Genomic DNA, 26,958 nt, shown 5'->3' on the forward strand with positions numbered 1-26,958 from the left:
GTGCGCGGCCTATATTACTTCGTGATCTTGCTGACAACCCCCGAACCAACGGTACGTCCGCCTTCGCGAATGGCGAAGCGCAGACCGTCATCCATGGCGATCGGCGCGATCAGCTTGACACCGATGGTGACGTTGTCGCCCGGCATGACCATCTCGGTGCCCTCGGGAAGGACGACCTCACCGGTCACGTCAGTGGTGCGGAAGTAGAACTGCGGGCGGTAGTTGGCGAAGAACGGCGTGTGACGGCCACCTTCGTCCTTCGACAGCACGTAGACTTCCGCGTCGAAGTCGGTGTGCGGCGTGACCGAACCCGGCTTGGCCAGAACCTGGCCGCGCTCCACGTCTTCACGCTTCAGGCCACGGACCAGCGCGCCGATGTTGTCGCCGGCCATGCCCTGGTCGAGCAGCTTGCGGAACATCTCGACGCCGGTGACGACGGTCTTCTGGGTGTTGCGGAGACCGATCACCTCGACTTCGTCGCCAACCTTGACGATGCCGGTCTCGACGCGGCCGGTGACGACTGTGCCGCGACCCGAGATCGAGAACACGTCCTCGACCGGCATCAGGAAGGGCTTGTCGGTCGGGCGCGGCGGCTGCGGGATGAAATCGTCCACGGCCTTCATCAGCTCGAGGATCGAGTTCTTGCCGATCTCGTCGTCACGGCCTTCAAGGGCGGCGAGAGCCGAACCCTTGACGATCGGGATGTCGTCGCCCGGGAAGTCGTAAGAAGAAAGCAGCTCGCGCACTTCGAGCTCGACGAGCTCGAGCAGCTCTTCGTCGTCGACCTGGTCGACCTTGTTCATGTACACGACCAGCTGCGGCACGCCGACCTGGCGGGCGAGCAGGATGTGCTCGCGGGTCTGCGGCATCGGGCCGTCAGCAGCGTTCACGACCAGGATGGCGCCGTCCATCTGGGCCGCGCCGGTAATCATGTTCTTCACGTAGTCAGCGTGGCCGGGGCAGTCGACGTGCGCGTAGTGGCGGGCTTCGGTCTCGTACTCGACGTGGGCGGTCGAGATGGTGATGCCGCGCTCGCGCTCTTCGGGCGCCTTGTCGATGTTGGCGAAGTCGACCGCTTCACCGCCGAACGTCTCGGCCATGACCTTGGTGATGGCAGCCGTCAGGGTGGTCTTGCCGTGGTCGACGTGACCGATGGTGCCGATGTTGCAGTGCGGCTTGTTCCGCTCGAATTTTGCCTTCGCCATCTTTCAAACCTTCTTTCGTCTTGATCTTGAGTCTGCGGATAGTGTGGCGGCGCCCGCTGAATCAGGCGCCGCCCCTAGAACCATTCTTGCCCTCAGGCAAGCTTCTCCTTCACTTCGGCCGCGACGTTCGCCGGAACCTCATCGTAGTGGGAGAAGAACATCGAGTAGTTGGCACGGCCCTGTGTGAACGAGCGCAGCTGGTTCACGTAGCCGAACATGTTCGCCAGCGGCACCATGGCCTCCACGACCTGGGCATTGCCCCGGCTGTCGGTGCCCTGGATCTGGCCGCGGCGGCTGTTCATGTCGCCGATGACGTCACCCATGAACTCTTCCGGTGTGACGACCTCGACCTTCATGATCGGTTCGAGCAGCTTGATGCCGGCCTTCTGGGCGACTTCGCGCATCGCGCCGCGACCGGCGATTTCGAACGCCAGGGCGGACGAGTCGACGTCGTGGTACGAACCGTCATAGAGCAGGATCTCGAAGTCGATGATCGGGAAGCCGACCAGCGAGCCCGAGGCCGCGGTTTCGCGCATGCCCTTCTCAATCGCGGGGATGTATTCCTTCGGAATATTGCCGCCCTTGATCTCATCCTTGAAGATGATGCCCGAGCCACGCTCGCCCGGCGCGACCTTCACCTTCACGCGGCCGAACTGGCCGGTGCCGCCCGACTGCTTCTTGTGGGTGTAGTCGATGTCGACCGGCTTCGCGAGGTATTCGCGATAGGCCACCTGCGGCGCGCCGACATTGGCCTCGACCTTGAACTCGCGGCGCATGCGATCGACGATGATGTCGAGGTGAAGCTCGCCCATACCCTTGATGATGGTCTGACCGGATTCGTGATCGGTGCTGACGCGGAACGAAGGGTCCTCCGCCGAGAGACGGTTGAGCGCGACGCCCATCTTCTCCTGGTCGGCCTTGGTCTTGGGCTCCACCGAGAGTTCGATGACCGGCTCGGGGAATTCCATCCGCTCGAGCACGATCGGCGCGCGTTCGGCGCAGAGCGTATCGCCCGTGGTGGTTTCCTTCATGCCGGCCAGCGCGACGATGTCGCCCGCGAAGGCTTCGTCGATGTCCTTGCGGTCGTTGGCATGCATCTCGAGGATGCGGCCGACCTTTTCCTTCTTCTGCTTCACCGAGTTCAGGTAAGTGCCCTTCGACAGCGTGCCCGAATAGATGCGGATGAAGGTGAGCGAGCCGACGAAGGGATCGTTCATGACCTTGAACGCGAGCGCGCTGAACGGCGCCTCGTCCGAAGGCGGACGGCTGTCCTTCTCGTCGCTGTCGACCTTGACGCCCTGGACGTCCTCGATGTCGAGCGGCGAGGGCAGATAGTCGACGACGGCGTCGAGCAGCGGCTGCACGCCCTTGTTCTTGAACGCCGAGCCGCAGACCACCGGAACGAACGCGTGGCCCAGCGTACCCTTGCGGATCAGCGCCTTGAGCGTCGCCACGTCGGGCTCGTTGCCTTCGAGATAGGCTTCCATCGCGTCGTCGTCCTGCTCGACGGCGAGTTCGATGAGCTTCAGGCGATATTCGGCCGCTTCGTCAACCATGTCGGCCGGGACTTCTTCGTAGAAGAACTCGGCGCCCAGCGATTCGTCCTTCCAGATGATCGCGCGGTTCTCGACGAGGTCCACGAGACCCTTGAGGTCGGATTCGATGCCGATGGGCAGGTAGAGCACCGCCGGCGTCGCGCCGAGGCGGTCGATGATCGACTGCACGCAGTATTTGAAGTTGGCGCCGGTGCGGTCGAGCTTGTTGATGAAGCACATGCGCGGCACGCCGTACTTGTCGGCCTGGCGCCACACGGTCTCCGACTGCGGCTCCACGCCCGCGACACCATCGAAGCAGGCCACCGCGCCGTCGAGCACGCGCAGCGAACGCTCGACCTCGATGGTGAAGTCGACGTGACCGGGGGTGTCGATGATGTTGATGCGATGATCGCCCCAGAAGCAGGTCGTCGCGGCCGAGGTGATGGTGATGCCGCGTTCCTGCTCCTGCTCCATCCAGTCCATGGTCGCGGCGCCGTCATGCACTTCGCCGATCTTGTAGGACTTGCCGGTGTAATAGAGGATGCGCTCGGTCGTCGTGGTCTTGCCGGCGTCGATGTGCGCCATGATACCGATATTGCGGTACATCGAGAGCGGATGGCTGCGTGCCATGGGTCTTTCCTTGGGGTGATTGGAGTGGGAAGCCGACCTTTAGATAGGCTTCCGCCCCATTGATTGAAAGTGTGTCGCCCGGATGACGGCAAGCCGTCCTCCAGGCGCCAAGGTGCCGAATTACCAGCGATAGTGCGAGAAAGCGCGGTTCGCGTCCGCCATGCGGTGCGTGTCCTCGCGCTTCTTGACCGCATTGCCGCGATTGTTCGCGGCATCGAGCAGCTCACCCGAAAGGCGCGCCGACATGGTGGTCTCGGGCCGGTTGCGCGCGGCCGTGATAAGCCAGCGGATGGCCAGCGCCTGGGCGCGCTCGGGACGGACCTCGACGGGGACCTGGTAGGTCGCGCCGCCGACGCGCCGCGAGCGAACCTCGATCTGCGGCTTCACATTGTTGAGCGCATCGTGGAACAGCTGGACCGGATCGGCCTTGGCGCGCGTTTCCATGGTGTCGAGCGCACCGTAGACGATGCTTTCGGCAACCGACTTCTTGCCGTCGAGCATGAGGTTGTTCATGAACTTCGACAGGGTCTGATCTCCAAACTTCGGGTCCGGCAGAATTTCCCGCTTCTCGGGACGACGACGACGTGACATCGCTTGTGTTTCCTTGTGCTTCCGTCCTTACCCCTGCCCTCGCCCTGAACTCGTTTCAGGATCAATCGGGCATTCGGGGCGGACCTCAGTAAATCAAATCGACCTCTGGGCCTGGGGCGGGTGCATCCTGGACAGGATCACTCGTGGCGATCCCTTCAGGACGATCCGTCCCCGGACGGGTCACTTCGGACGCTTGGCGCCGTACTTCGAGCGCGACTGCTTGCGATCCTTGACGCCCTGCGTGTCGAGCACGCCGCGCAGGATGTGATAGCGCACGCCGGGAAGGTCGCGCACGCGGCCGCCGCGGATGAGCACCACCGAGTGCTCCTGCAGGTTGTGGCCCTCGCCCGGGATATAGGTAATGACTTCGCGGCTGTTGGTCAGGCGCACCTTGGCGACCTTGCGAAGCGCCGAGTTCGGCTTCTTCGGGGTCGTAGTGTAGACGCGGGTGCAGACGCCGCGCTTCTGCGGGTTCTGCTCCATCGCCGGGACCTTCGACTTGGCCTTCTGCGGCTCGCGGCCCTTGCGGACCAGCTGGTTGATCGTGGGCATCTATACTCTTCTTTCAAATGGGAGTGCGATGGATCCGGCCCGCACCGCGAGCGGGCAAGCCACGGGACGGACCCGTCGCACCCCGGGTCATCGGGTCCGTCGTCCTGAAGGAATGGAGGAAAATGGGGATCACGAAAGCGGAACGGAAAACCCCGCTTCTCGCCTTCGTCATTCCCGCGCAGGCGGAAACACGGCGAGCAAGCGCGGCACCAGACCGCAGACGTGAGCCGAAAAACACTCCACCCGGTTCACGAACACCGGATTACTTTGCCGCCTGTTACTTCGCCCGGAAGTACCGATGCGGCATCGTTCAGCTCTATGTCGCTCCTCCGGGGCGGACCCGCGAAGGATGGGCGCGCTTAGGCGATCCCGAGGGCAGCGTCAAGCGCGAAGCGGATCGGCACGGAACGAGCCTCGCACGCACTCGCCTGCGGAAACCGCGACGCGGTGCGCGACAAGAGCGCAGCACCGGCGGCACGGGGCCAAGGCGGGCCGGATAGCAGCGGTCGGAATCACGCGATTCTTTCGGTAAACCGATAAGTGATTTCACGTATGGAGAGCATCGTCAATCCCAGCGAGATAACCCCAAGACAACACAGCATTACAGGGGTGTCATGCGATTGACTTTCGCCACGTCGCAGCCAACCATCGATCAACGCCGCGATACGCAGGCCGGCAGCGCGAGGCTGCAGGGAGAGGGAAAGTGCGTAGCGATGAGCGAAGTCGCGAAAGATAACGCCATGCCTACCAAAAGAATGAAAATCCTCGCCGACGAACTCAATTCGCTGATCTCCAGGATGGAGATGAGTGAAATATATGAGGACGATTCCGACGATATACCTTCCACGCCCACGATCGAAGACTGGCTGGAAACCGCGGTCGATACCTACAACATGCGAAGGCATAGAGAAAAAGTCTTCGGCATGCAGCAACTGTTCGGCGAGCCGACGTGGGATATCCTGCTCGATCTGTTCATAGCGGAATTGAGAACGGCGAAAATACAGACCACCAGCGCCTGCATCGGCGCGCAAGTGCCGCAAACGACGGCACTGCGCTGGATTGCATTACTGGAACGGGAGAATCTGGTTCGCCGATACCGGGACAAGGACGATTCGCGTCGCGTCTACATCCAGCTTACGGATCTGGCGCTCAGGAAGATGGTCGAGATATTCTACGACAAATGCTTCTTGACGATGAACAAGAAGAAGTACAGCCTTTCGAGGCTGGGCAAGTTGAATCACGGAACCAGCGAGTATAACGAGGCCAAAGAAATTATTCTGGCCGACACAATTTCCCAGATCAAAATCAGAAGAAACGGCGAAGCAAATTGACCGGATCGACTGAAATAGGTTCCCCTTCCAGAAAATCGGCCGAGTCTATTCAAATGTCGGCGTAGGCCGCAAGCCGCAGCGCCTCGTTCGTGGAGTCCGATTCCAGCTTCGAGATCATGTTCGCCCGATGAATCTCGACCGTGCGCGGGCTGATCCCCAGCTTCATCCCGATGATCTTGTTCGACATGCCTGCGGACATGTACTTCAGCACTTCCCGCTCCCGCTTGGTAAGAAGCACCAATTTGGACCGAGCTTCCGCTTTCGCACGCCCGGTTTCGATCAGCTTGAGCCGTTCTTCCTGATTCGAACCGATCACGCCCATCACGCTTTCAAGATCCGGCAGCTTGTCGATATAGCCGATGCCCCCCTTGAGCATCGCGGAAACGATCTTATCCAGAGACGGCGTTTCGGAATAAAGAATGATCGGGAACCAAAGGGCCTTGCGATGCATCATCGCCAACAGCCGATCAAGGTTATCGCCATCGTCATTTAGCAATACGATGAATTCCGCCCTTCCTTCGGCAACGAATTCTTCGATCTCCTCATAGGGCTCTATATGATAACTTCCATCAAAAAGAGCATTGTTGATCTTTGCCCTCTTCTGGTAGTTGCTCTCTATGACGGCGATGGCGCGATAGTTTTCCATACCCAGAGAGTACGGAAGTTTCCGGTATGGATTAATCCCTAACTCAGTCCACTTGAGAAGTTTTTTCGTCCAAAACGGAACTATCTCCGGGACGCCGCAACAAACGTTTGAAATTTCAAGGGTCGAAGCCTGCCAGGCAAAGCCCGGAATGGCACCGCACACCGATTCCCGCAACGGGATCAGCCCCGCGTTTCTATCCGGCCAGGAACGAATCGGCGGGATGGCTGCGTCTTAAACCCTGCACGCATCATCGTTGCAAGCGGAATCCTGCCGCGTCATCCGGAAACGGAGGCACGGATGCACCGCCCCTCCCGGCATGGATTTACCAAGAATGCGGATCATCGCTTCCCGGATGGCGAGCGGGCCTTGTTCGCACGACTGGTCGCATAGCTTTCCAACACCTCGCGCATCCGTGCCAATGCCTCCGCGCGCGCCTTCTCGCCCTCGATGCGAGTCAGCTCGCGCTTGAGGCCGGTGACGAATTCCGCATAGGCGTTCTGCCAGTCGCGCCCGGTGGCAGAGGCCGGTCCCTCGCGGCCGGTCTTCAGGCGCCGCGGCGGAGCTCCGGCGGGCAGTTCCCAGCACTCGCCGATTTCGGGGACGATCATCGCCGCGCCGGGCGCGCGGGCCGGCGCGAGCCGGCGCATCGCCTCCAGCGCGGCTTCCTCGCCGTGGACCAGGATCAGGCTGCCGTGGATCGGCGCGCGCGCCGCGATCCAATCGAGCAGTTCGCCCTGGTCGGCATGGGCGGAGTAGGAATCGATCCGCCGGATCGCCGCCCGCACGCGCACGTCCTGCCCGGAAATGCGCACTTGCCCGGCGCCGTCGAGGATAACGCGACCCAGCGTTCCCGCCGCCTGATAACCGACGAACAGCACCGTCGATTCGCGGCGATGGAGGTTGTGGACGAGGTGGTGGCGAATGCGGCCGCCTTCGCACATGCCTGAGGCGGCAAGGATGATCGCGCCGCTTACCGCGTTGAGCCGCATCGATTCCTGCACGCTCTCCACGAAATGAACCTGCGGATGATCGAAGACGCCCGCTCCGTTCAAATCCTCCAGTTCTGCGGAATGGCGCTTGAACACCTCGGTGGCGCGGCTCGCGAGCGGCGAATCGATGAACACTGGAACAGGCGGGATAGCCTTCGCGCGCAGAAGCTGAACTATATCGAGCAGCAGTTCCTGCGTGCGTTCGAGCGCGAAACTGGGAATCACGAGGTTGCCGCCGCGTTCGAGCGCGCCGCGAATCTCCGCTTCGAGCAGCTTGCGCCGGGCGGCCAATGTCACCGGCTCCCTTGGCCGGTCGCCATAAGTACTCTCGCATAGGACGTGATCGAAACCGGCGGGGCCTTCCGGATCAGGGTGGAAGGCCTTGTTGTCGGGCCCCAGATCGCCGGAACACATGACCCGCGTCCCACCCGCCTCGATCTCGATCGAGGCCGAGCCGAGAATGTGGCCCGCATTCCACAGCCGCACGCGAAACCCGGGCGCGGGCTCGAACCATTCCTCCAGTTCCACCGGACGGCACATGCCCCAGGCGGCGAGCGCATCGGCCTCAGTATAGAGCGGCTGGAACGCCTCCTCGCCGGCGCGATCGCGCCGCCGGTTGCGGCGGGCGGTGTCCGCCTCCTGGATCCGCCCGGCATCGGCCAGCATATATTCAAGAAGATCAGCCGTCGGCCGCGTACACCAGATCGGACCATTGAACCCGTCGGCGGCGAGGCGCGGCAGCAGCCCCGAATGGTCGATATGCGCATGGGTGAGGATTACCGCGTCGACAGCACGGGGATCGAATTCGAAAGGCTCGGCGTTAAGCCGTTCCAGGGTACGCGAGCCCTGGAACATCCCGCAATCGACCAGGACCCGGCATTTGCCGAGCAGGAATTCGTGGCACGATCCCGTCACCGTCCGTGCGGCGCCGTTGAGGGTAAGGGTGAGAGTCTGGGTCATTCCCGCAGGCTGCTCCGCCCATCGGCACCGCACAACGATCTGGATCAATTCCGCGACGAGCGAAGCCGCGATGCGCAAGGCCGGCCGGAATCGTCCGGGGGATGGCTCGCGCGTCCCTCCCCCGAACTTTCTCCCTCAACCTTCGGGTGCCCGCCTCAGAGCGCGATCACGCCGCCGTCGTCCTTGGTGATCGCGACGATCGCCGAGCGCGGGCGGACCGCCGCCGCCGCCGTGCCGGCCTGGCTATCGGGCCAGTGGCTGGCGGGCGCGGCCGCAGTGCCGTCCTCGCCCGGGTGCTGGATACCGACGAACAGCGTGCGTCCGTCCGGCGTCATGTCGATGCCGGTGATCTCGCACTGGGCCGGACCGACGAGAAAGCGGCGCAGATTGGCGGCGGTGGCTGCAGCGCCTGCGATGGTCGCCTGGGTTGCGGTCGCCCCGGTCGAGTCCTTGTTGGTGATCGATTTCGCTCCGCCGTCACCCAGATGACCCGGAAGCGCCGCGAGCATCATGCAGTTGGTGCGGTCGGTCAGGGCGCCGTCGTCGGTCTGGATCCACAGCACCGGATTGATCTGCCCGGCCGGATTGGTATCGCGCGAGAAATACAGGCCGTCCGGGCTCGAGAAGTCGTTGTCGTTGGTAAGGCCGGAAATGTTGACATTGGCATCGGCCGGATAATCGGTCGCGTCCGCGCCGAACACGTAGATATCCCACTTGAACGTGGTGGCCGAGGTGGTGTCGCCATCCTCGCGCAGGCGGATGATGTGGCCGTTGGGGTTGCCGTACTGCGCGGAAGTGCCCTTCGGGTCGTTGTAGTGACGCGGGTTAGCCGCGTCGGTGCCGCTCAGCGGCCGCCCCGAGGCGCTGTTGTTGGTCAGCGTCAGGTAGATCTCGCCGGTGACCGGGTTGCCCGCGGTCCATTCCGGGCGATCCATCGGAGTCGCGCCCAGCGCATCGCCGGCAAGGCGCGTATTGACGAGGATGTCGGCCTGGTCGGCGAAGACATATTCGGGCGCGGTGCCGCTCGCCGGACGATTGGGCACTTTGCCGAAGATCAGCGGCTTCCACTCCCCGGTGCCATCGGCGTTGAACCTGGCGACATAGAGCGTGCCCTTGTCCAGGTACTTGTCGCCCATCGCGAGGGCATCCGCCGGATGGGCATCCGTCGATTGGTAAGTCGACGCGGAGACGTACTTGTAGAGATATTCCCGCCGCGAATCGTCGCCCATGTAGATGCCGACATTCTGGCCCACGGCGATCCGCACGAAAGCGCCTTCGTGGCCGAACCTGCCGAGCGCGGTGCGCTTGCGCGGGGTCGAGGCGGGATTGTAGGGGTCGATCTCCACCACCCAGCCGTACTGGTTGGGCTCGTTGCGGAAATCGTCGGCAGCGCTGGCGCCGATCACGCTGGCGTTCCAGCGGGTGAACATGGTATTGGTGGAGGCTACCGTCGACCAGGCGTAGTTGCCGGTCTTGCTGGTGACGCCGTAGCGACCGAGCGCGGTCAGTTCGCGGGCGCTGCGCGCCGTGGCATCGCTGGCATCACGGCGGAAATAGCCCGCCCAGTTCTCCTCGCAGGTGAGATTGGTCCCCCAGGGGGTGAAGCCGTTGGCGCAGTTGTTGATGGTGCCGCGTCCCGCCGTGCCGTTCGTCGAATAGGCGGTGACGAGTGCCGCCGAGCCCGCCGCCGGGCCCTTGAACGTCATCGGCGTATTGGGCGTGATGCGGCGGTTGAAGCTGCTGTTCTGCACATAGGACCACTTGCGGTTACCGGCATCGGCATATTCGCACACCGAAACGCCGTGCGCCTCGATCTCCTTGACCGCTTCGGCTTCGGGGCGCGGGCCGGTGGAAACATTGGTCGGGCCATTGGTATGCAGGTATTGCACGCTCAGGTTCTCGTGATTCTGCACCATCAGGCCGCGCGTCGAACTCGCGTCGTCGCGGGCGCCCGCCGCCGACAGGCCGAAGAAGTGCAATGCATCGCCGTGATCGCCGATGCGGTGGGCGAAGTCGGTATCGCTGCCGTCGTTGGCATAGGCGGAGATGCCGGCAGCCAGCGGATCGCCCAGGCGCGTCATGACGGTGACGGAGTAGCCGGCGGGAACGGTCACGATATCGGAAAGGTTCTTGGCCACCGCCACGAAGCCGAGCACCGCGGGCGAGACACGCACGGTCGTGGTTGCCGTCCGGACCTCGCCGAGGACCGATTTCGCCGAGAACTGGAAAGTCAGGTCGGTCGCCGCGGCAACCGCCGGGGCGATGAAGCTGACGGTGCTGCCGCTGCCGCTCAGTTCGACGTCGGGTCCGGCGGTCTGGGTCCAGCCGGTGCTGAAGCCGGCATAGCCGTCTGCCGGAGAGCCGGCCAGCGTCACCACGCGCCCGGCGCTGGTGGCCACGCTGGCGCCGGCGGAAACCTGCACGCTCGATTCGCTGCCGCCATCGCCACAGGCCGCCAGCAGGCTGGTGCCCAGCACGGCCATGGTGGTGGCTCCGGCGCCGCGAAACAGGGTCTGGCGCCGCGAGTACCGTGCCGCCGCCAGCGTCTCGAGCGAGACCGCCGTGGTCTGGTTGGTATCCACGTCGCCGTCGGAATAGCCGTTGGTCGAAAGTATGTCGGTCATGATGTCGCCCCGCTCGTTGTATCGCGGGACCGGTAGCTAGGGCCTCTTCATGGCAATCGCGCGCAAGTCCGGTGACATTGCGATGGCAGTACCGTGACGAGTCCGGGACATCGGCAGGTTGGGGGGGCCGGCCTAGGGTTCGGCCGAATAGACCCCGCCCAGCACCTTGTGGAAGTGCGCGGAGACGCGATCGTTGCAGGTGCACGCCCGCCGGTGCAGGGCCTCGCGGTCGAGCACCTCGATGCGGCCGCGCCGGGTGCGCACCAGGCCGTCATGCTTGAAACGCTGCAGCACCCGGCTGGCATAGCTGCGGCCGATGCCCATGATCGAGGCGAGCTGTTCCTGCGTCATCGTCACGTCGTTGCGGCCGATCCGGTCGACGGCGAGGCCCAGCCACTTGGCGGCGCGCTGCTCGATGGTGTGCACGGCGTTGCAAGCGATCGACTGGAAGACCTGCGCCATCATGCAGTCGGCATAACGCGCGAACAGGTTGGCTATCGTCGGGGACCCGCGCTTGGCCTCTTCGAGATCACCGGCGGCGATGCGCTGGAAGCGGCCCTGGTGCAGCACCTTGGCGCAGGCATAGGCGGGCAGCATGCCCTGGCTGACCACGCCGCCCAGCGCGCCTTCGCGCCCGATCGGGATGGTTTCCACGACCGCCCCGCAATCGAGTTCCACGAAGAACGAGCACATCGCCGAACCGTTCGGGAAATAGCAGTATTCGACGTCGTCGCCCCGCCGGTAGATCACCTCGCCGGCCCCCAGCTCGCACTCCGAGCAGCGATGTTCGATCAGCGCGCGGTCGGCAGGCCGAAGCGCCGCCAGCAGGTCGCTACGCGGTGCGGTGGTGGGCGAAGTGATCGGCTGAGGCATTGTGCGGAACCCTCCACGCAACAGCCCGCCAGGCGGGCCAACAGGCTTGACAACCCGTACTGGCCCATCCGGTTCCCCGATAATACGTCCAGAAGTGGACAGACACCCGACCTGACCAATGGACTTGGCCGCCCGGCCTGGTACGATCGCCTGATATCAATGCCCGTTGATCGCGACTCTCCGCCCCTGCCCCTACGGGGGAGGGCGATGCGCGCCAATCATCGCAGCCCGGTATTAGAACGGAATGTCGTCGTCGAGATCGTCGCCGAAGCCGCCCGCCGAAGAGCCGCCGCCCGATGAACCGCCACTCGACGAGCCACCGCCCCAGTCGTCGTCGCCGGACCGTCCGCCCGAGCGGCCGCCGCCACTGCCGCCGTCGTTCCAGCCGCCGCCACCGCCACTGGCGCCGCCACGCGAACCACCGCCCGGCGCGCCGTCCAGCATGGTCAGCACCCCGCCCATGCCGCCCACCGAGACTTCCGTGGTATAGCGGTCGTTGCCGTTCTGGTCCTGCCACTTGCGCGTGCGCAGCTGGCCTTCGATGTAGACCTTGCTGCCCTTGCGCAGGAACCGCTCGGCCACGCCGACGAGGCCGTCGGACTGGAGCACCACGCTATGCCATTCGGTGCGTTCCTTGCGCTCGCCGGTCTGGCGGTCCTTCCAGCTTTCGGACGTCGCGATGCGCAAGTTGGCGATGCGCCCGCCGTTCTGGAACGACTTGACCTCGGGATCGGCCCCCAGGTTGCCGACGAGAATGACCTTGTTGACGCTGCCTGCCATGATGGAATCGCTTTCTGCTCGAATCTGGGGCTCGGGGTAGCGAATGGGACCGGCCGGGGCCAGTTGACAAGGGGTGTTTTCCCCACCCCGATCCGTCGCCCGGGCCTTACAGCCCCGCCGCCACCGCCAGCCAATAAGTCAGCCCCGCCGCCGCATAGGCGAGGCCGAACAAGTAGGCGAGCATGAAGGCCGGCCATTTCCAGCCGTTGGTCTCGCGCCGGGTCACCGCGATGGTCGACATGCACTGCGGGGCGAACACGAACCAGGCCAGGAAGGCCAGCGCCATCGGCAGGGTCCAGCGGTGCTTCAGCTGGTCGCCCAGTTCCGCCGCCTGCCGGTCCTCGTTGTCGGAAGCGTCGACCGCGTAAACCGTCGCCAGCGAGGAGACCGCCACTTCGCGCGCGGCCATCGCCGGGATCAGTGCGAGCGCCATGTCGCGGTTGAAGCCGATCGGCTCCACCACCACGGCCAGGCCATTGGCGATGCGGCCGGCGATCGAGGCGTCAACCTGGCTCTCGCCCGGTTTCGCCTGCGGGAAGTTGAGCAGGATCCACAGCACCACGGTGACGGTGAAGATGATCGTGCCGGCGCGGCGCAGGAATATCCAGGCGCGCTGCCACAGGCCGATCGCCATGTCTTTCAGCCGCGGCATCTGGTATTTAGGCAGTTCCATGATGAAGCCCGAGGCCTCACCCTTGGTCACCGAACGGCGCAGCACCAGCGCCACCACCATCGCCCCCAGCACGCCCGCGACATAGAGCGCCAACAGCACCAGCCCCTGCAATCCCACCCCGATGCCGCCGACGTTGCGGTTGGGAATGAAGGCGGCGATGATGACCGCGTAGACCGGCAGGCGCGCCGAACAGGTCATCATCGGCGCGATCAGGATCGTCGTCAGCCGATCCTTGGGATCGGTGATCGAACGCGTCGCCATGATTCCGGGAATGGCGCAGGCGAAGCTGGAGAGCAGCGGAATGAAGCTGCGGCCGGACAAGCCGACGCTCGCCATCATCCGATCCATCAGGAAGGCGGCCCGGGCCATGTAGCCCGAAGCCTCCATGGCCAGGATGAAGGCGAAGAGGATGACGATCTGCGGCAGGAACACCACCACCGCACCCACGCCCGCGATGATGCCGTCGGTAATCAGGTCGCGCGGGAGGCCGGCGGGGAGCGCCGCCTTCACGGCATCGTGCAGCCAGCCCACGCCGGCATCGAGCGCGTCGGCGAACGGCGTCGCCCAGGCGAACACCGCCTGGAACACCACGAAAAGCAGCGCCAGCAGGATCACTGGCCCCAGCCACGGATCGAGCAGCAAGCGGTCCAGCCGCGCATGCAGGCGGTGGCGCTTCGATTCGGACAGGATCGCCGCATCGGCCATGGCATGCGCGGCCACGCGCCGCTCGGTCTGGGTGAGCTCGGTCAGGCCGGGCCCCGGCTCGCGCGTTTCGGCCGAGGCGATCGCCTCGCCCAGTTCGGCAAGGCCGCGCCGGCGCACCGCGACGGTCGGGACGACGCGCACGCCCAGTTCTTCCTCCAGCACGGCGGGATCGAGCACCAGCCCGTCGCGCTCGGCCAGGTCGACCATGTTGAGCGCCACCACCGTCGGCTTGCCCAGCGCCAGCACTTCCTGCGCGAAGACGAGGTGCTGTTCCAGGTTCGAGGCGTCGAGCACCAGCACCAGCACGTCGGGCACCGCCTCGCCCGGAAAGGCGCCGCGAATCACCTTGGACGTCACTTCCTCGTCCGGGCTGGTGGGATCGAGGCCATAGGCGCCCGGCAGGTCGGTCATCTCCACCGGCTCGCCGGTCGGCAGCTGGAAGCGGCCGGACTTGCGCTCCACGGTGACGCCGGGATAGTTGGCGATCTTCTGGCGCGCGCCGGTGAGCGCGTTGAACAGCGCGCTCTTGCCCGCGTTGGGATTGCCGACCAGGGCGACCTTGCGCTGGCGGCTCATCGGAAGGATGCTTCGCTCACAGCGCTTCCACCTGCATGGCGGCGGCATGGGCGCGGCGCACCGCCACGACCATGCGGCCCACGGTGATCGCGATCGGATCCCTGCCGCCCAGCACGCCGCGATGCGCGACCGAAACTTTCGCCCCCTCCTCAAGCCCGAGCGCGCGCAAACGGCGCGCCTCTTCCTGGACGAGCGCGGCCCAGTCCACCGCGACGATGCGGGCGCCCTGGCCGAAGGGAAGCAGATCGAGAGTCATGCGGCTGCGCTGCCAGATTACGAGGTTAATTGCAACTAGCTCGCAATAACTCCGGACACCTGTCTTTGTCCGCGATCAAATCGCATGGGCAAGTTCACGCGGCGGCGCGGGAGATTTGGCGGGTGGATGCCGCCGGACGCATGTGGGATGACAGGTCGGGCGGGAACCCGTCGCAGCGATTTCCCGTTTCCAAACGACCGCCTTGCGGGGCGCCCCGCCACCATCCGGAGCCATTCCATGACCCCCATCATCACCGCCTTCGAATGCTCGCCCGATCGCGGCAAGGGACTGGCGCGCGACATGCGCGTCCGCTGGGCGCTCGAAGAAGTGGGCCAGCCCTACGATGTCCGCCTGCTTTCGTTCGAGACGATGAAGCAACCCGAGCACCTGGCGCTTCATCCCTTCGGGCAGATCCCGACTTACGAGGAAGGCGATCTCGCCCTGTTCGAATCGGGCGCCATCGTGCTCCATCTCGCGGAGCGCCATCCGGGCCTGCTCCCGCAGGATGGCCATGCCCGGGCCCGCGCGATCGCATGGATGTTCGCCGCGCTCAACACCGTGGAGCCGCCGATCTTCGACCACGCCCTGGTCAGGATACTGGATAGCGACAAGCCCTGGTTCGCGCCGCGCCTGCTTGCTCTCGAGGACAGCATCCGCAACCGGCTCGGCCAGCTTTCCCACCATCTCGGCAGCGCCGACTGGCTCGATGGCGCATTCAGCGCCGGGGACCTGCTGATGGTGACGGTGCTGCTGAGGTTGAAGGGATCGGAGCTGCTGGAGGAATATCCCAACCTCGCCGCCTACCTCGCTCGCGCCGAAGCACGCCCCGCCTACCAGCGCGCGTTCGACGCCCAACAGGCAGTCTTCATCGCGGCGTCGGGTTCGGGGCAGTCGGCATGACTCCAATTCATACCGAGGCTTCCGGAACCGGACTCATCCCCTCTACCTTTGTCGTTGCGAGGCGGCAAAGCCGCCGAAGCAATCCAGGGCGACGCGAACCGCCCTGGATTGCAGCACCACCTGCGGCGGTTCGCGACGAAGCAGGGGGCAGATTTGCAGATTTTGGGACGCAGATTTTGGGACGATGCTCTGGTTTGGAAAACCCGCCCCCAAAACTCACCGCGCCGGGTAGCGCAGCCTTCCCAGCAGCCGGGTCATGCTGAAGCGTTCGTCCGGGGTGCGCAGCAGTTGCGCCTTGGCTTTTTCGAAGCGCATCACGCCTTCGATCCGGCGGTCGAGGAATGCGCGGGTCTCGGCCTTGCCGTCGCTGGTGTCGCGGGCGAAGACGTGCAGCGTCGCGGCGTAGATGCCTGCCAGGATCGCGCGCTTGGTGTAGTGGTTGTAGTCGGTCGCGGTATCGCCGGCGAGGCGCCACATGGCGTCGGCGCTGCGCCAGCCCAGCCGCGCCGAGGCGGCGAGGTTGTGGGGCATCGCCATGATCGAGAGCGCCCGGGTGAGCGCCTCCTCGCGCCCGGCGACCGCATCGAGCCGCGCCATGACCAGCCGGCGGATGCGCTCGCGGATCGGCAGGCCCGAAAGCGCGGCGGCCGGCGCGGTTTCGGCCATTCGCGCGTCGACATGGCCGATCCAGGCGGCGATCATCGCCATCGGCCCGTCGCGAAAGGCCAGGGCGGCCAGATCGCGGTTTACACCCGTCGCGGCGGCGGCCTGGGCGACCGCTTTCGTGTTCCAGCCGTCGAACACGGCGGCATCGGCGATGACCGGGCCCAGTTGCAGCCGCAGCGCTTCCAGCGTGCCGGGGGGGGTGGCCGGCGGGGTGGCAGGTTCCTCCATCGTGCGCGCCGTCAGAACACGGGGCCGTAGGTCGGCTTGGAGGACTTGGCGGCATCCTTCCTGGCGTAAGTCTCGATCACCGAAACCAGGCTGTTGCCGTCCCCTTCCAGTTTCGCGTAGTCGCGCGCGCTGCGGCCCGAATTGTCCGCCCGGTCCGGGTCCGCGCCGGCCTGGAGCAGCACTTTCATCAATTGCATGTCATGCCGGTGCACGGCGGAAATCAGCGGTGTTTCGCCCGCGTCGTTCGAAGCGCTGGTCCGCGCCCCATGCTCGACGAGGAACTCCGCGCCTTCGCGCCAGCCCAGGTTGACCGCCAGCTGCAACGGAGTGCGGCCGTGATCGTCCGACTGGTTCACGTTGGCGCCGTGCCCCACGAGATAATTGAGCCAGGTCAGGTCGCGCCGCTGGGTGACGATGTGCAGCGCGGTCTCGCCGGTCGACACGTCCCGCGAGTTGATGATCTGGGCGGAATCCATGATCGCCTGCTCGACCTTCTCGCCCTCCTTCTTCTTGACGGATTCGAGGAACTTGTAGCCATCGGAGAAATCGGCCCGGGCCGGGGCCGACACCAGCAGCCCTGCCGCGAGCGCGGATACCGCGAGCTTCCCGACCAGGCCTTTCAGGAACGCCCGCGGGATGGCCATCCTGTTTCCGGTCCGTTTCGTACCGGCAATCATCTTCGACACCTTGAAATTCCTCCGAACTCTTTCAGTTTGCGCGGGTTCCGCCAGCCATGCCCTTGCATCCGGCGGTTTAGCAGAGCATGAACCGGCGCGCCATGACCTACCTCCACAATCGGTTCGTTCCGCGTGCCTTCGGCCTCATCCTCGGCCTCGCGCTCGCCGCCTGCCAGCAGCCGGCGCGACAGGCCGAAACGCCGCCGCTGGAAGGCGCCGCGATCGGCGGCCCCTTCACGCTGGTGGACAAGCAGGGCACCGCCGTCACCTGGGAACAGTTCAAGGGCCGATGGCGCATCGTCTACTTCGGGTATACCTTCTGCCCCGACGCCTGCCCGCTGGATGTCCAGGCGATGATGCGCGGCTTCGACCTGTTCGACAAGGCGCACCCGGCGCTGGCCGCGAAAGTCCAGCCGATCTTCATCAGCATCGATCCCGCGCGCGATACCCCCGCGGTGGTCGGCGAGTGGACCGCCGCCTTCGGCCCGCGCCTGCTGGGCCTGACCGGGACGCCCGCGCAAGTGAAGCAGGCCGCCGGCGCCTTCGCCGCCTATTACGGCAAGGGTGCGGAGACCGCCGGCGGATACCTGATGGACCACAGCCGCATCGCCTACCTGATGGACCCGGACGGCAAGCCGATCGCCATGCTCCCGGTCGACAAGGGCCCGCCGGCAGTGGCGGCCGAGCTGGCGAAATGGGTGAAGTGAACCACCGCCAGCCGTTCTGGCAGCGCCCGCTCGGTTCGCTCAGCCGCACGGAGTGGGAAGCGCTGTGCGACGGCTGCGGCCAATGCTGCCTGCACAAGGTGGAAGATGCCGACAGCGGCGAGATCTTCCACACCAACGTCGCCTGCAAGCTGCTCGACCTCAAGACCGCGCGCTGCTGCGACTACGCCAACCGCCGCAACTTCGTGCCCGACTGCCTGCGGCTGACTCCCGAGATCGCCGGTTCGCTGTCCTGGCTGCCGCCAAGCTGCGCCTATCGCCTGCGCGCCGAGGGCGATCCGCTGCCCGAATGGCACTACCTGATCTGCGGAGACCGCGAGGCGGTGCACCGCGCCGGCATGTCGGTGGCCGGCAAGGCGATCAGCGAAACCGTTGCCGGGCCGCTCGAACACCATATCGTCTGGCCCTATGGGGAAGAGGACGACGACGAATTCGTGGACGACGAAAGCGTCCCCTGGGCCGGTCCCCGGGACCCCGGCTGACGGCCATGCTCGACTGGCTGCGCCGCGATCCCCACGCCCTGCCCACGGTGGAGGTTGCCGGGCGCGCCCTGCCGGTGGTGATCCGCCGGCTCGACCGGGCCCGGCGCCTGACCATGCGCCTCGCGCCCGACGGCGGCGAAGTGCGCATCTCGATCCCGCGCTGGACCCGCACCGCCGAAGCGCTCGCCTTCGCGCAGGCCCGCCGCGACTGGCTGGCGCGGCAGCTGGAGGCCCTGCCCGCCCGAGCCCCGCTGGCCCATGGCGCCGCGCTGCCGTTCCGGGGGCAGGCGCTGCTGCTGACCCACGATCCCGGGGCCCCGCGCCGGCCGGCGGTGGCGCAGGGCGCCCTGCGCGTCGGCGGCCCCGAAAGCTCGCTGGTCCCGCGCCTCGCCCGCTGGCTGCAGGCCGAGGCGCGCGAGATGCTGGCCGCCGACCTTGCCGAATATTGCGCCCGCGCCGGAAAGCCGGCGCCGCCGCTCGCCCTCTCCAACGCCCGCAGCCGCTGGGGATCATGCGCGCCCGACGGGACGATCCGGATCAACTGGCGGCTCATCATGGCGCCGGACATGGTTCGCCGCTCGGTCGTCGCGCACGAGGTCGCCCACCTCCTCCACTTCGATCATTCGCCGGCATTCCATCATTGCCTGAAGGAACTGTTCGAGGGATCGGTCCAGGAAGCCAACCGCTGGCTCAAGGCGCAAGGCAGGTCGCTCTATGTGCCGTTCGGCTAGGCCCGGTCATAAACGCGCGAACCGGGAGTCGTTTTCCGGTCAAAGCAACCGGGTGCCGGCCCCCCGCTAGGCCCCCGCTAGACCCCCATGGGACCCCGTTGGGGTAGCCTTGGGAGCGGTTAGGGTCTACATGGCGGCCATGGCTTTATTCAAACGCTCGGGTTACTGGAAAGACGTCAATCCCACCGGGATGGTCGCGGATTTCCGGGAGGTCTGGAAGCAGGCCGGGCACAACCGCTGGCGCTTCGCCGCGGTTTCCGCCGCCTGCACCTTCGGTGTGTTCTACCTGATGAGCACGCAGGAAGCGAAGGGACCGCACCCGCCGCCGCGCATCACTTATATCACCACCCTGCCCGCGCACCGCACGGACGCTGAAATCATGGCGGAAAACATCGCCAACCAGAAGCGCAAGGAAGCCTGGGCGGCCGAACAGGCCCGGCGCGACAAGGAAGTGCGCGACATCTACAAGACCATCGGCCGCATGTCCGGCATGGATGTCGACAAGATCGCGCGCGAAGCCGATGCCGAGGAGGTGGCCCGCGCGAAGGCGGAAGCCGAACGGATCGGCAAGCCGAAGCTTCCCGAAGGCGCCGCGCTCCCCACGATCGATCGGCGGCAGGGCCCGCAGCGCCAGTGAGCGAAGCCGTGAGCGAGGACGCGCGCTGGCTTGCCGCCGCGGCCAGCCTGGCCGCGCGCGCCCGGCCGCTGAGCCGGCCCAATCCGGCGGTGGGCGCGATCATCGTCGGCCATGGCCGGGTCGTCGGACGCGGCTGGACCCGGCCCGGCGGACGCCCGCATGCCGAGGCGTCGGCGCTGGAGGCGGCCGGCGAGGCGGCGCGCGGCGCCACCCTCTACGTCACGCTCGAACCTTGCGCGCACCAGTCGCCGCGCGGCCCGGCCTGCGCCGACCTGGTCTGCGCGTCGGGCCTCGCCCGCGTCGTCATCGGCTGCATGGACCCCGATCCGCGCACCGCCGGCACCGGCCTGGCCCGCATCCGCGAGGCCGGGATCGCCGCCGGGCACCTGCCCTCTCCCGCCTGCGCCGCGAGCCTTTCCGGCTACCTCGCCGCGAAACGCCTGGGCCGGCCCGAAGTCACGCTCAAGCTGGCCCTCTCGCTCGACGGGTGCATCGCGCTGCCCGGCGGCGAGAGCCAGTGGATCACCGGGCCCGAGGCGCGCGCGCATACCCATGCCATGCGCGCCAGGGCCGACGCCATCCTGGTCGGCGGCGGCACCTTGCGCGCCGACGATCCGCGCCTCGACGTGCGGCTGCCCGGCCTTGCCGCGCGCAGCCCGGAGCGCTGGGTGCTGACGCGCGGCAAGGCGCCGGGGGGCTGGCACGCCCTCCCCGCCCCCCAAGCGATCTTTGCCATGGAGGGCGTGCAATATCTCTTCGTCGAAGGCGGCGCGCGCGCCGCCACCGCCTTCCTTGCCGCCGGCCTTGTCGACCGATTGCTGATCTACCGCGCGCCGATCCTGATGGGCGGCCGCCCGGCGCTGGGCGACATCGGCCTCGCCTCGCTCGCCGAGGCGCATGGGAAATGGCGCATGGCCGAGCGGCGGCGACTTGGCAGCGACACGCTCGAAGTCTACACGCGCTTGCCATGTTCACCGGAATAGTCACCGCCATCGGCACCATCCGCGAAACCCGCAAGAGCGGGGACCTGCGCGCCGTGATCGCCTGCCCGTTCGATCCCGCCGGCATCGCCATGGGCGCCTCGATCGCCTGCTCGGGCGTGTGCCTGACGGTGGTCGGCAAAGGCGATTCCCGGGGCGGCGGCGAGGGTGACGGCGAGGGCGACGCCTGGTTCGCGGTGGACATTTCGGAGGAGACCCTGGCCCGCACCGTTCCCGGCCGGTGGCAGCAGGGACGCCGCCTCAACCTCGAACCCGCGCTCCGGCTGGGCGACGAGCTGGGCGGACACATCGTCACCGGCCATGTCGACGGCGTGGGCAGGATCGCGAGCGTGACGCCGGTGGGCGATTCGAGGCGCTTCGTGATCGCCGCGCCGGGGGACCTGGCGCCCTACCTCGCCCCCAAGGGTTCGATCACCGTCGACGGCGTCTCGCTGACAGTGAACGAAGTCTCCGACGAGCCGGACGGCACTTGCCATTTCACGCTCAACATCATCCCCCACACCGCGGAGGTCACGACCATGGGCGCGATGCGGGCGGGCGACGCGGTGAACCTGGAGATCGACGTACTGGCGCGTTACCTCCAGCGGATGCAGTCGCTGCGGGGATAGGGTTTGCCGCCCGATATGGGCTGAAATATCCACACGGCCGAATCCCCTGCTTCCCGGCGGCCCCGGCGCCACCGCCCGCGCACCATTTCGTCGCTGTCCCGCCTCCATCCGCCGCACATTCCGCGCATTGCACGATCGTTCATCTCCCGTTGTGGATCAATGAACGAGATACGCGATCAGCCACAGCGTCGAATGCATAGCAATGAGGGTCTGTTTCATGCGTAAAGCCATTCTCGCCGCCGCCATGGCGGCTCTCGCCATCTCCGCCGCCACCACGATTTCCGTCCCGGCCGAGGCACACAGCCGCCACGATCGAGACGAGCGCCGGTATCATCGTACCGACAACGGCATCCGCTACTGGCGCGGCAATGACGGGCGCTATCACTGCCGCAAGTCCAACGGCACGACCGGGCTGTTGATCGGCGGGGTCGCCGGCGCGTTGGTCGGCCGGGCGATCGATACGCGCGGCGATCGCGCCACCGGAACGATCGTGGGCGCCGCCGCGGGCGCCCTGCTTGGGCGGGAAGTGGATCGCAACAACTCACGCCCGCGCTGCCGCTGAAGCCCGCCGCGCCAGGTCCGGTGGAACGGTCTCCTCCCAGGCATAGCGGCCACCATGAAAGCGCGTCGTCCGGGCGGACGGCGCGCCTTTCGCCGGCCGGGCCGTTGGCACGATCGCGCGCGGAGCACCTGCCTTGGGACTTTCCTACCGCGCCCGGCTATGCTCCAATGCGCGCATGCTCGAAGTAACCGCTTTCATTGAATTCCTTCCCCGGCCAGCCGCGCCACGCTCCATCGAGAAAGGCCGGTTTCATCCTCCAGGACCAGGCAGACCCGCGCCGGAAATGGTGGCCCGTCGATGAGCGCGCGGCCCGCGATGCTGGTAACGGGCGGGGCCAAGCGGCTCGGCGCCGCGATTGCGCGCGCCTTCGGCGCGGCGGGTTGGCACGTGATGATTCACTACGGCCGATCGCGTGCACAGGCAGAGGCGCTCGCTGCCGAACTGCCCTCGGCCGAAATCGTCGCCTGCGAACTGGACGACTGGAACGAAGGCCCGGCCATGGTCGAGGCCCTGGCCGCGCGGCTGGAGGACTGGCGGGTCATGGTCAACTGCGCCGGGGTGTTCAACCTCGATACCGCGCAAGCGCTGGCCCCGGCGGTGTTCGAAAGCGCCATGCGGGTCAATGCGGCCACTCCGGCGCGGATCGGGCAGGCCTTCCTCGCCCACGCACGCGCCAGCGGCGGACGGCGGCTGATCCATGTCACCGACCAGAAGCTGCGCAATCCCAATCCGGACTTCTTCTCCTATACGATGAGCAAGCACGCGCTGGCGGCGACCATCCCGATGCTCTCGATGGCCCGCGCCGACCCGCGCGACCGCGTCTACGGCATCGCGCCCGGCGCGATCCTGGCGAGCCACGACCAGACCGAGGCGGAAACCGAAGTGTCGCACCGGATGAACCTGCTGCGCCGCAAGACCCTGCCCCAGGATATTGCCGGAACCGCCCTGTTCCTCGCCCAAGGCTGGCTGGCAAGCGGGGAGACCGTCTACGTCGATTCGGGCCAGCACCTGCTCTCCCAGCCGCGCGACGTGTTGTTCCTGGCCCGGCAGGACGCGGAATGAGGAACGCCGATGATGCGATGCGCCGCTGGCCATAGCCGCGAATGACTGTAGAACCACCTGGCGTTTCCCCTGGGGTACTCCCCACGACCGATTGACAAATATGGCTATTCTTGACCGTTTTCTGAAACGCGGTGTCCGCCAGGGGATCCTGGAAGTGGCCCGCCCCGACGGCAGTGTGAAGCGCTTCGGCACGCCTGCCGAGGGTTTCCCGCAAGTGCGCATCCGCCTGGCCAGCGCCAAGGCCGAACGCGGCATCCTCTCCGATCCCCGGCTCGGCGCGGCCGAGGCCTTCATGGACGGGCAGCTGACCATCGAGCAGGGCGACATCATGGCGCTGATCGAACTGCTGCGCGCCAACAGCCGCTGGGACAAGGGCGGCGAGGTCAAGGAAAGCTCGGCGCTCAAGAAGACGGCCGCGCGGCTCGTCACCCTGGTCGACGGGATCAACCGCGCCGCCGGGGCCAAGGCCAACATCGCGCATCACTACGATATCGGCAACGATCTCTACCGCCTGTTCCTCGATGCCGAGCACATGCAGTACAGCTGCGCCTACTGGCCGCGCGAGGGCATGAGCCTGGAAGAGGCCCAGACCGCCAAGCTGGCGCACATCGCCGCCAAGCTGGCGCTTGCACCCGGCGCCGACGGGCCGCTGCGCGTGCTGGACATCGGCTGCGGCTGGGGCGGCATGGCGATCTACCTGGCGCGCCATGCCGGCGTGATCGTGAAAGGCATCACGCTGAGCGAGGAGCAGCTCGCGCTCGCCCGTGAACGCGCCGCCGAAGCGGGCGTGGCGGACCGGATCGATTTCGAGCTGGTCGATTACCGCGACCTGGCCGCGCGCGGCGAGCGGTTCGACCGGATCGTCTCGGTCGGCATGTTCGAACATGTCGGCCAGGCACAGTTCGCCCGCTACTTCCGCGACTGCGCGACCATGCTCGCCGATGACGGGGTGATGCTGCTGCACACGATCGGGCGCATGGGCGGGCCGGGCGCGACCGACGCCTTCACCCGCAAGTACATCTTTCCCGGCGGCTATATCCCCGCGCTGAGCGAGACCGTGGCCGCCAGCGAGCGCGTGCGCCTGATCGCAGCCGACGTCGAGAACTTGCGGCTGCACTACGCCATCACGCTGCGCGAATGGTACAAGCGCTGCGTGGAGCACCGGGACGCGATCGTCGCGCTCCACGACGAGCGCTTCTACCGGATGTGGACCTTCTACCTCGCCGGGGCGACCGCCGCCTTCGAAAGCGGGAGCATGTGCAACTACCAGATCCAGTATATCCGCGACCGCCGCACGCTTCCCCTCGCCCGCGACTATATCCGCGAGGCCGAGCAACGGCTGCCCGGCGGCTGAGCCCGCCATTGCGAAGCGGGGATGCACCTGTTAGGCGCGCGTCCCGAATCAGGCCCAATCCAGCCCCAATCCAAGGGAGCGCGCAGAGCTCATGTCCGAAATCAAGAAGGTCGTCCTCGCCTACTCCGGCGGCCTCGACACCAGCGTCATCCTCAAGTGGCTGCAAGTCACCTACAACTGCGAGGTGGTGACTTTCACCGCCGACCTCGGCCAGGGGGAGGAGCTGGAACCGGCGCGCGCCAAGGCCAAGCTGATGGGCCTGCCGGACGAGCACATCTACATCGACGACTTGCGCGAGGAATTCGTGCGCGACTTCGTGTTCCCGATGATGCGCGCCAATGCCCGCTACGAGGGCGACTACCTGCTCGGCACCTCGATCGCCCGCCCGCTGATCTCCAAGCGCCTGATCGAGATCGCGCACGAGACCGGCGCCGACGCCGTCGCCCATGGCGCCACCGGCAAGGGCAACGACCAGGTCCGCTTCGAGCTGTCCGCCTATGCGCTCGATCCGAACATCAAGGTCATCGCCCCCTGGCGCGAGTGGGATCTCACCAGCCGTACCGCGCTGATCGCCTGGGCCGAGCAGCACCAGATCCCGGTGCCCAAGGACAAGCGCGGCGAAAGCCCCTTCTCCACCGACGCCAACCTGCTGCACACCTCGTCCGAAGGCAAAGTGCTGGAGGACCCGTGGGAGGAAACGCCCGACTACGTCTATTCGCGCACCGTCAACCCGGAAGACGCGCCGGACCAGGCCGAGTACATCACCATCGATTTCGAGAAGGGTGACGGCGTGGCTCTCAACGGCGTCGCGATGTCGCCCGCGACCTTGCTGACCCAGCTCAACGAACTGGGCCGCAAGCACGGCATCGGCCGGCTCGATCTGGTCGAGAACCGCTTCGTCGGCATGAAGTCACGTGGGATGTACGAAACGCCGGGCGGCACGATCTACGCCGTCGCCCATCGGGGCATCGAGCAGATCACGCTCGATCGCGGCGCCGCGCACCTCAAGGACGAACTGATGCCCAAGTATGCCGAGCTGATCTACAACGGCTTCTGGTTCGCCCCCGAGCGCGAGATGCTGCAGGCGGCGATCGACCACAGCCAGAGCCGCGTCAACGGCACCGTGCGGCTCAAGATCTACAAGGGCCTGGCTTCGGTGGTCGGCCGCAAATCGCCCGATTCGCTCTACTCCGAACGCCACGTGACCTTCGAGGACGACGCCGGCGCTTATGACCAGAAGGACGCGGCGGGCTTCATCAAGCTCAACGCCCTGCGCCTGCGCCTGCTTGCCCAGCGGGATCGTTGAAGGCGGGATCGCTGACCGCACGGCATGAACTCTTTCCGGTGGCCCGTTGCCGAAGCGCGACGGGCCGCTTGCCGGCGGGGGCTCCGGGGGTGCCCAAGTTAACCCTCCGCCTGTAGGAGTCCCCGGCATCGACAACGGCGAAGTGGGGTCTTCTTGGCATTCCAGCCCATCGGCCAGCGCATCAACCAGCGCAGGGGCCAACAGCGCAGGGGCCAGCGCACCGGTTTCCTGGCCACCCTCGCCGCAGCCATGACCCTGCCGCTCGCCGGACCGGTCCATGCCGATTCCCGTGATGTCCATATCGCGATAAACGACGCCGCCACGCCCGCCGTTCCCGCCTCGATCATCCCGGCCCCCGACGCGCCGAGGGTCGAACCGCAGCTGGAGCCGATCGGTTCGGGCATGGCCAGCTTTTACGGCCGGAGCCTGGCCGGCAGCCGCACCGCCAGCGGCCAGCGGTTCGATCCCGGCGCGCTCACCGCGGCGCACCGCACGCTGCCCTTCGGCACCCAGGTCCAGGTTACCAACGCGTCGACCGGCGATTCGGTGATCGTCACCATCAACGATCGCGGCCCCTTCCACTCCAACCGCGTGATCGACCTGTCCGAGGCCGCCGCGCGCCAGATCGGCATTGCCCGGGCGGGCAGCGGCATGGTCCAACTCGCGGTGCTTTCGCCCGGCGGCTGAAGCGCGATGACGGCCTGACGCTGGTCGATCGGGGGTCGATCAGGCTGAAGCCGGCCGACGCGGCGGCGGAGGGGGTGGGGGAAGCGCCGCGTCGACCTCACTTGCGATAACGGCGAAGCCAGCGATCCGTTCCCACGCCGGCGCAATGCCCGCCGAACCGTGCCTTGCTTCCGACAAGTCCGACGATCCCCGCCGGCGGTGCCGCCTGCTCCCCCTTCCCCATCACGGCAGAATGCGCGGCCACTGACCCCAATTCGTCATATTCAACCGCCGATGCCCCTCGTTACGATCGAAGATTTGCCATGGGACAGATAGGCTCAATCGTGAAAATAGAAGCGGATCGGCTCGCTCAAGCCCGCGGAAAAGTGCGGAATCGCGGCCGAAAAGATCTGCTCGCTCGGAATTC

26 protein-coding genes are annotated in these 26,958 nt (G+C 66.3%); 13 read left to right on the top strand and 13 right to left on the bottom strand.

Annotated features, from left to right (window positions below; genetic code table 11):
* Positions 1–14: 14 nt before the first annotated feature.
* The 4 genes from tuf to rpsL form a co-directional block, all read right to left on the bottom strand.
* Positions 15–1,205: an elongation factor Tu gene (tuf, locus tag BM052_RS10485; protein ID WP_091146389.1), complete on the bottom strand. Its 1,191-nt coding sequence runs from the start codon at positions 1,203–1,205 to the stop codon at positions 15–17.
* A gap of 92 nt (positions 1,206–1,297) precedes the next feature.
* Positions 1,298–3,370, bottom strand: coding sequence for an elongation factor G (gene fusA / locus BM052_RS10490; protein WP_091146390.1), 2,073 nt, complete (start codon positions 3,368–3,370; stop codon positions 1,298–1,300).
* Positions 3,371–3,490: 120 nt separating this feature from the next.
* Complete coding sequence (gene rpsG / locus BM052_RS10495) at positions 3,491–3,961, bottom strand: 30S ribosomal protein S7 (RefSeq protein ID WP_054440295.1); 471 nt, start codon at positions 3,959–3,961, stop codon at positions 3,491–3,493.
* Between the two features lie 180 nt (positions 3,962–4,141).
* Positions 4,142–4,513, bottom strand: a complete 372-nt coding sequence (gene rpsL / locus BM052_RS10500; RefSeq protein ID WP_091146392.1) for a 30S ribosomal protein S12 — start codon at positions 4,511–4,513, stop codon at positions 4,142–4,144.
* A 620-nt stretch (positions 4,514–5,133) separates the two neighbouring features.
* Between rpsL and BM052_RS19915 the strand changes: the two genes are divergently transcribed.
* Positions 5,134–5,844 (top strand): MarR family transcriptional regulator, encoded by a 711-nt coding sequence (locus tag BM052_RS19915; RefSeq protein WP_177198421.1) that lies wholly within the window; start codon positions 5,134–5,136, stop codon positions 5,842–5,844.
* Between the two features lie 49 nt (positions 5,845–5,893).
* On the opposite strand, the gene BM052_RS10510 is transcribed toward BM052_RS19915, so the two are convergent.
* The 7 genes from BM052_RS10510 to BM052_RS10540 form a co-directional block, all read right to left on the bottom strand.
* Complete coding sequence (locus BM052_RS10510) at positions 5,894–6,664, bottom strand: response regulator transcription factor (protein WP_177198422.1); 771 nt, start codon at positions 6,662–6,664, stop codon at positions 5,894–5,896.
* 164 nt (positions 6,665–6,828) lie between these two features.
* Positions 6,829–8,439: an MBL fold metallo-hydrolase gene (locus BM052_RS10515; RefSeq protein ID WP_091146546.1), complete on the bottom strand. Its 1,611-nt coding sequence runs from the start codon at positions 8,437–8,439 to the stop codon at positions 6,829–6,831.
* A 155-nt stretch (positions 8,440–8,594) separates the two neighbouring features.
* Positions 8,595–11,063: a PhoX family protein gene (locus BM052_RS10520; protein ID WP_091146396.1), complete on the bottom strand. Its 2,469-nt coding sequence runs from the start codon at positions 11,061–11,063 to the stop codon at positions 8,595–8,597.
* A gap of 132 nt (positions 11,064–11,195) precedes the next feature.
* Positions 11,196–11,936 carry a Crp/Fnr family transcriptional regulator gene (locus tag BM052_RS10525; RefSeq protein ID WP_091146399.1) on the bottom strand — a complete coding sequence of 247 codons (741 nt, stop codon included), beginning with the start codon at positions 11,934–11,936 and terminating at the stop codon, positions 11,196–11,198.
* Positions 11,937–12,170: 234 nt separating this feature from the next.
* Complete coding sequence (gene ssb, locus BM052_RS10530; RefSeq protein ID WP_177198423.1) at positions 12,171–12,716, bottom strand: single-stranded DNA-binding protein; 546 nt, start codon at positions 12,714–12,716, stop codon at positions 12,171–12,173.
* A 106-nt stretch (positions 12,717–12,822) separates the two neighbouring features.
* Positions 12,823–14,670, bottom strand: coding sequence for a ferrous iron transporter B (locus BM052_RS10535; protein WP_091146403.1), 1,848 nt, complete (start codon positions 14,668–14,670; stop codon positions 12,823–12,825).
* 16 nt (positions 14,671–14,686) lie between these two features.
* On the bottom strand, positions 14,687–14,926 hold the full coding sequence (locus BM052_RS10540; protein ID WP_091146406.1) for a FeoA family protein: 240 nt from the start codon (positions 14,924–14,926) through the stop codon (positions 14,687–14,689).
* 237 nt (positions 14,927–15,163) lie between these two features.
* Here BM052_RS10540 and BM052_RS10545 point away from each other — a divergent pair, with 237 nt between their 5' ends.
* Complete coding sequence (locus BM052_RS10545) at positions 15,164–15,826, top strand: glutathione S-transferase family protein (protein ID WP_091146407.1); 663 nt, start codon at positions 15,164–15,166, stop codon at positions 15,824–15,826.
* A gap of 216 nt (positions 15,827–16,042) precedes the next feature.
* On the opposite strand, the gene BM052_RS10550 is transcribed toward BM052_RS10545, so the two are convergent.
* Positions 16,043–16,720: a COQ9 family protein gene (locus BM052_RS10550; RefSeq protein ID WP_091146410.1), complete on the bottom strand. Its 678-nt coding sequence runs from the start codon at positions 16,718–16,720 to the stop codon at positions 16,043–16,045.
* An 11-nt stretch (positions 16,721–16,731) separates the two neighbouring features.
* Positions 16,732–17,364 carry an ankyrin repeat domain-containing protein gene (locus BM052_RS10555; RefSeq protein WP_091146411.1) on the bottom strand — a complete coding sequence of 211 codons (633 nt, stop codon included), beginning with the start codon at positions 17,362–17,364 and terminating at the stop codon, positions 16,732–16,734.
* A gap of 134 nt (positions 17,365–17,498) precedes the next feature.
* On the opposite strand from BM052_RS10555, the gene BM052_RS10560 reads away from it, so the two are divergent.
* The 11 genes from BM052_RS10560 to BM052_RS10610 all read left to right on the top strand — a co-directional run bounded on the left by BM052_RS10560 (position 17,499) and on the right by BM052_RS10610 (position 26,552).
* Positions 17,499–18,104 (top strand): SCO family protein, encoded by a 606-nt coding sequence (locus tag BM052_RS10560; RefSeq protein WP_255406073.1) that lies wholly within the window; start codon positions 17,499–17,501, stop codon positions 18,102–18,104.
* Entirely contained in the window at positions 18,092–18,604 is a 513-nt protein-coding gene (locus BM052_RS10565) for a YcgN family cysteine cluster protein (RefSeq protein WP_091146416.1), read from the top strand. Before BM052_RS10560 ends, BM052_RS10565 begins: the two co-directional genes overlap by 13 nt.
* Positions 18,605–18,609: 5 nt before the next feature.
* Positions 18,610–19,335 (top strand): M48 family metallopeptidase, encoded by a 726-nt coding sequence (locus BM052_RS10570; RefSeq protein ID WP_091146418.1) that lies wholly within the window; start codon positions 18,610–18,612, stop codon positions 19,333–19,335.
* Between the two features lie 139 nt (positions 19,336–19,474).
* The gene (locus tag BM052_RS10575; protein WP_091146549.1) at positions 19,475–19,972 is read left to right on the top strand and encodes a hypothetical protein; all 498 of its coding nucleotides are present in this window, start codon (positions 19,475–19,477) and stop codon (positions 19,970–19,972) included.
* Positions 19,969–20,955 (top strand): bifunctional diaminohydroxyphosphoribosylaminopyrimidine deaminase/5-amino-6-(5-phosphoribosylamino)uracil reductase RibD, encoded by a 987-nt coding sequence (gene ribD / locus BM052_RS10580; protein WP_369821520.1) that lies wholly within the window; start codon positions 19,969–19,971, stop codon positions 20,953–20,955. Before BM052_RS10575 ends, ribD begins: the two co-directional genes overlap by 4 nt.
* Positions 20,940–21,581: a riboflavin synthase gene (locus BM052_RS10585; RefSeq protein WP_091146421.1), complete on the top strand. Its 642-nt coding sequence runs from the start codon at positions 20,940–20,942 to the stop codon at positions 21,579–21,581. Before ribD ends, BM052_RS10585 begins: the two co-directional genes overlap by 16 nt.
* A gap of 217 nt (positions 21,582–21,798) precedes the next feature.
* Positions 21,799–22,143, top strand: coding sequence for a glycine zipper 2TM domain-containing protein (locus BM052_RS10590; protein ID WP_091146424.1), 345 nt, complete (start codon positions 21,799–21,801; stop codon positions 22,141–22,143).
* 297 nt (positions 22,144–22,440) lie between these two features.
* A complete protein-coding gene (locus BM052_RS10595; RefSeq protein ID WP_177198424.1) occupies positions 22,441–23,205 on the top strand; it encodes an SDR family oxidoreductase in 765 nt (254 codons plus the stop codon).
* Positions 23,206–23,305: 100 nt separating this feature from the next.
* Complete coding sequence (locus tag BM052_RS10600; protein WP_091146426.1) at positions 23,306–24,559, top strand: SAM-dependent methyltransferase; 1,254 nt, start codon at positions 23,306–23,308, stop codon at positions 24,557–24,559.
* A 91-nt stretch (positions 24,560–24,650) separates the two neighbouring features.
* Positions 24,651–25,865 carry an argininosuccinate synthase gene (locus BM052_RS10605; RefSeq protein ID WP_091146429.1) on the top strand — a complete coding sequence of 405 codons (1,215 nt, stop codon included), beginning with the start codon at positions 24,651–24,653 and terminating at the stop codon, positions 25,863–25,865.
* A gap of 153 nt (positions 25,866–26,018) precedes the next feature.
* Positions 26,019–26,552: a septal ring lytic transglycosylase RlpA family protein gene (locus BM052_RS10610; RefSeq protein WP_255406074.1), complete on the top strand. Its 534-nt coding sequence runs from the start codon at positions 26,019–26,021 to the stop codon at positions 26,550–26,552.
* Positions 26,553–26,958: the final 406 nt, after the last annotated feature.

The sequence above is a fragment of the Novosphingobium sp. CF614 genome (assembly GCF_900113255.1).
Classification (GTDB): domain Bacteria; phylum Pseudomonadota; class Alphaproteobacteria; order Sphingomonadales; family Sphingomonadaceae; genus Novosphingobium.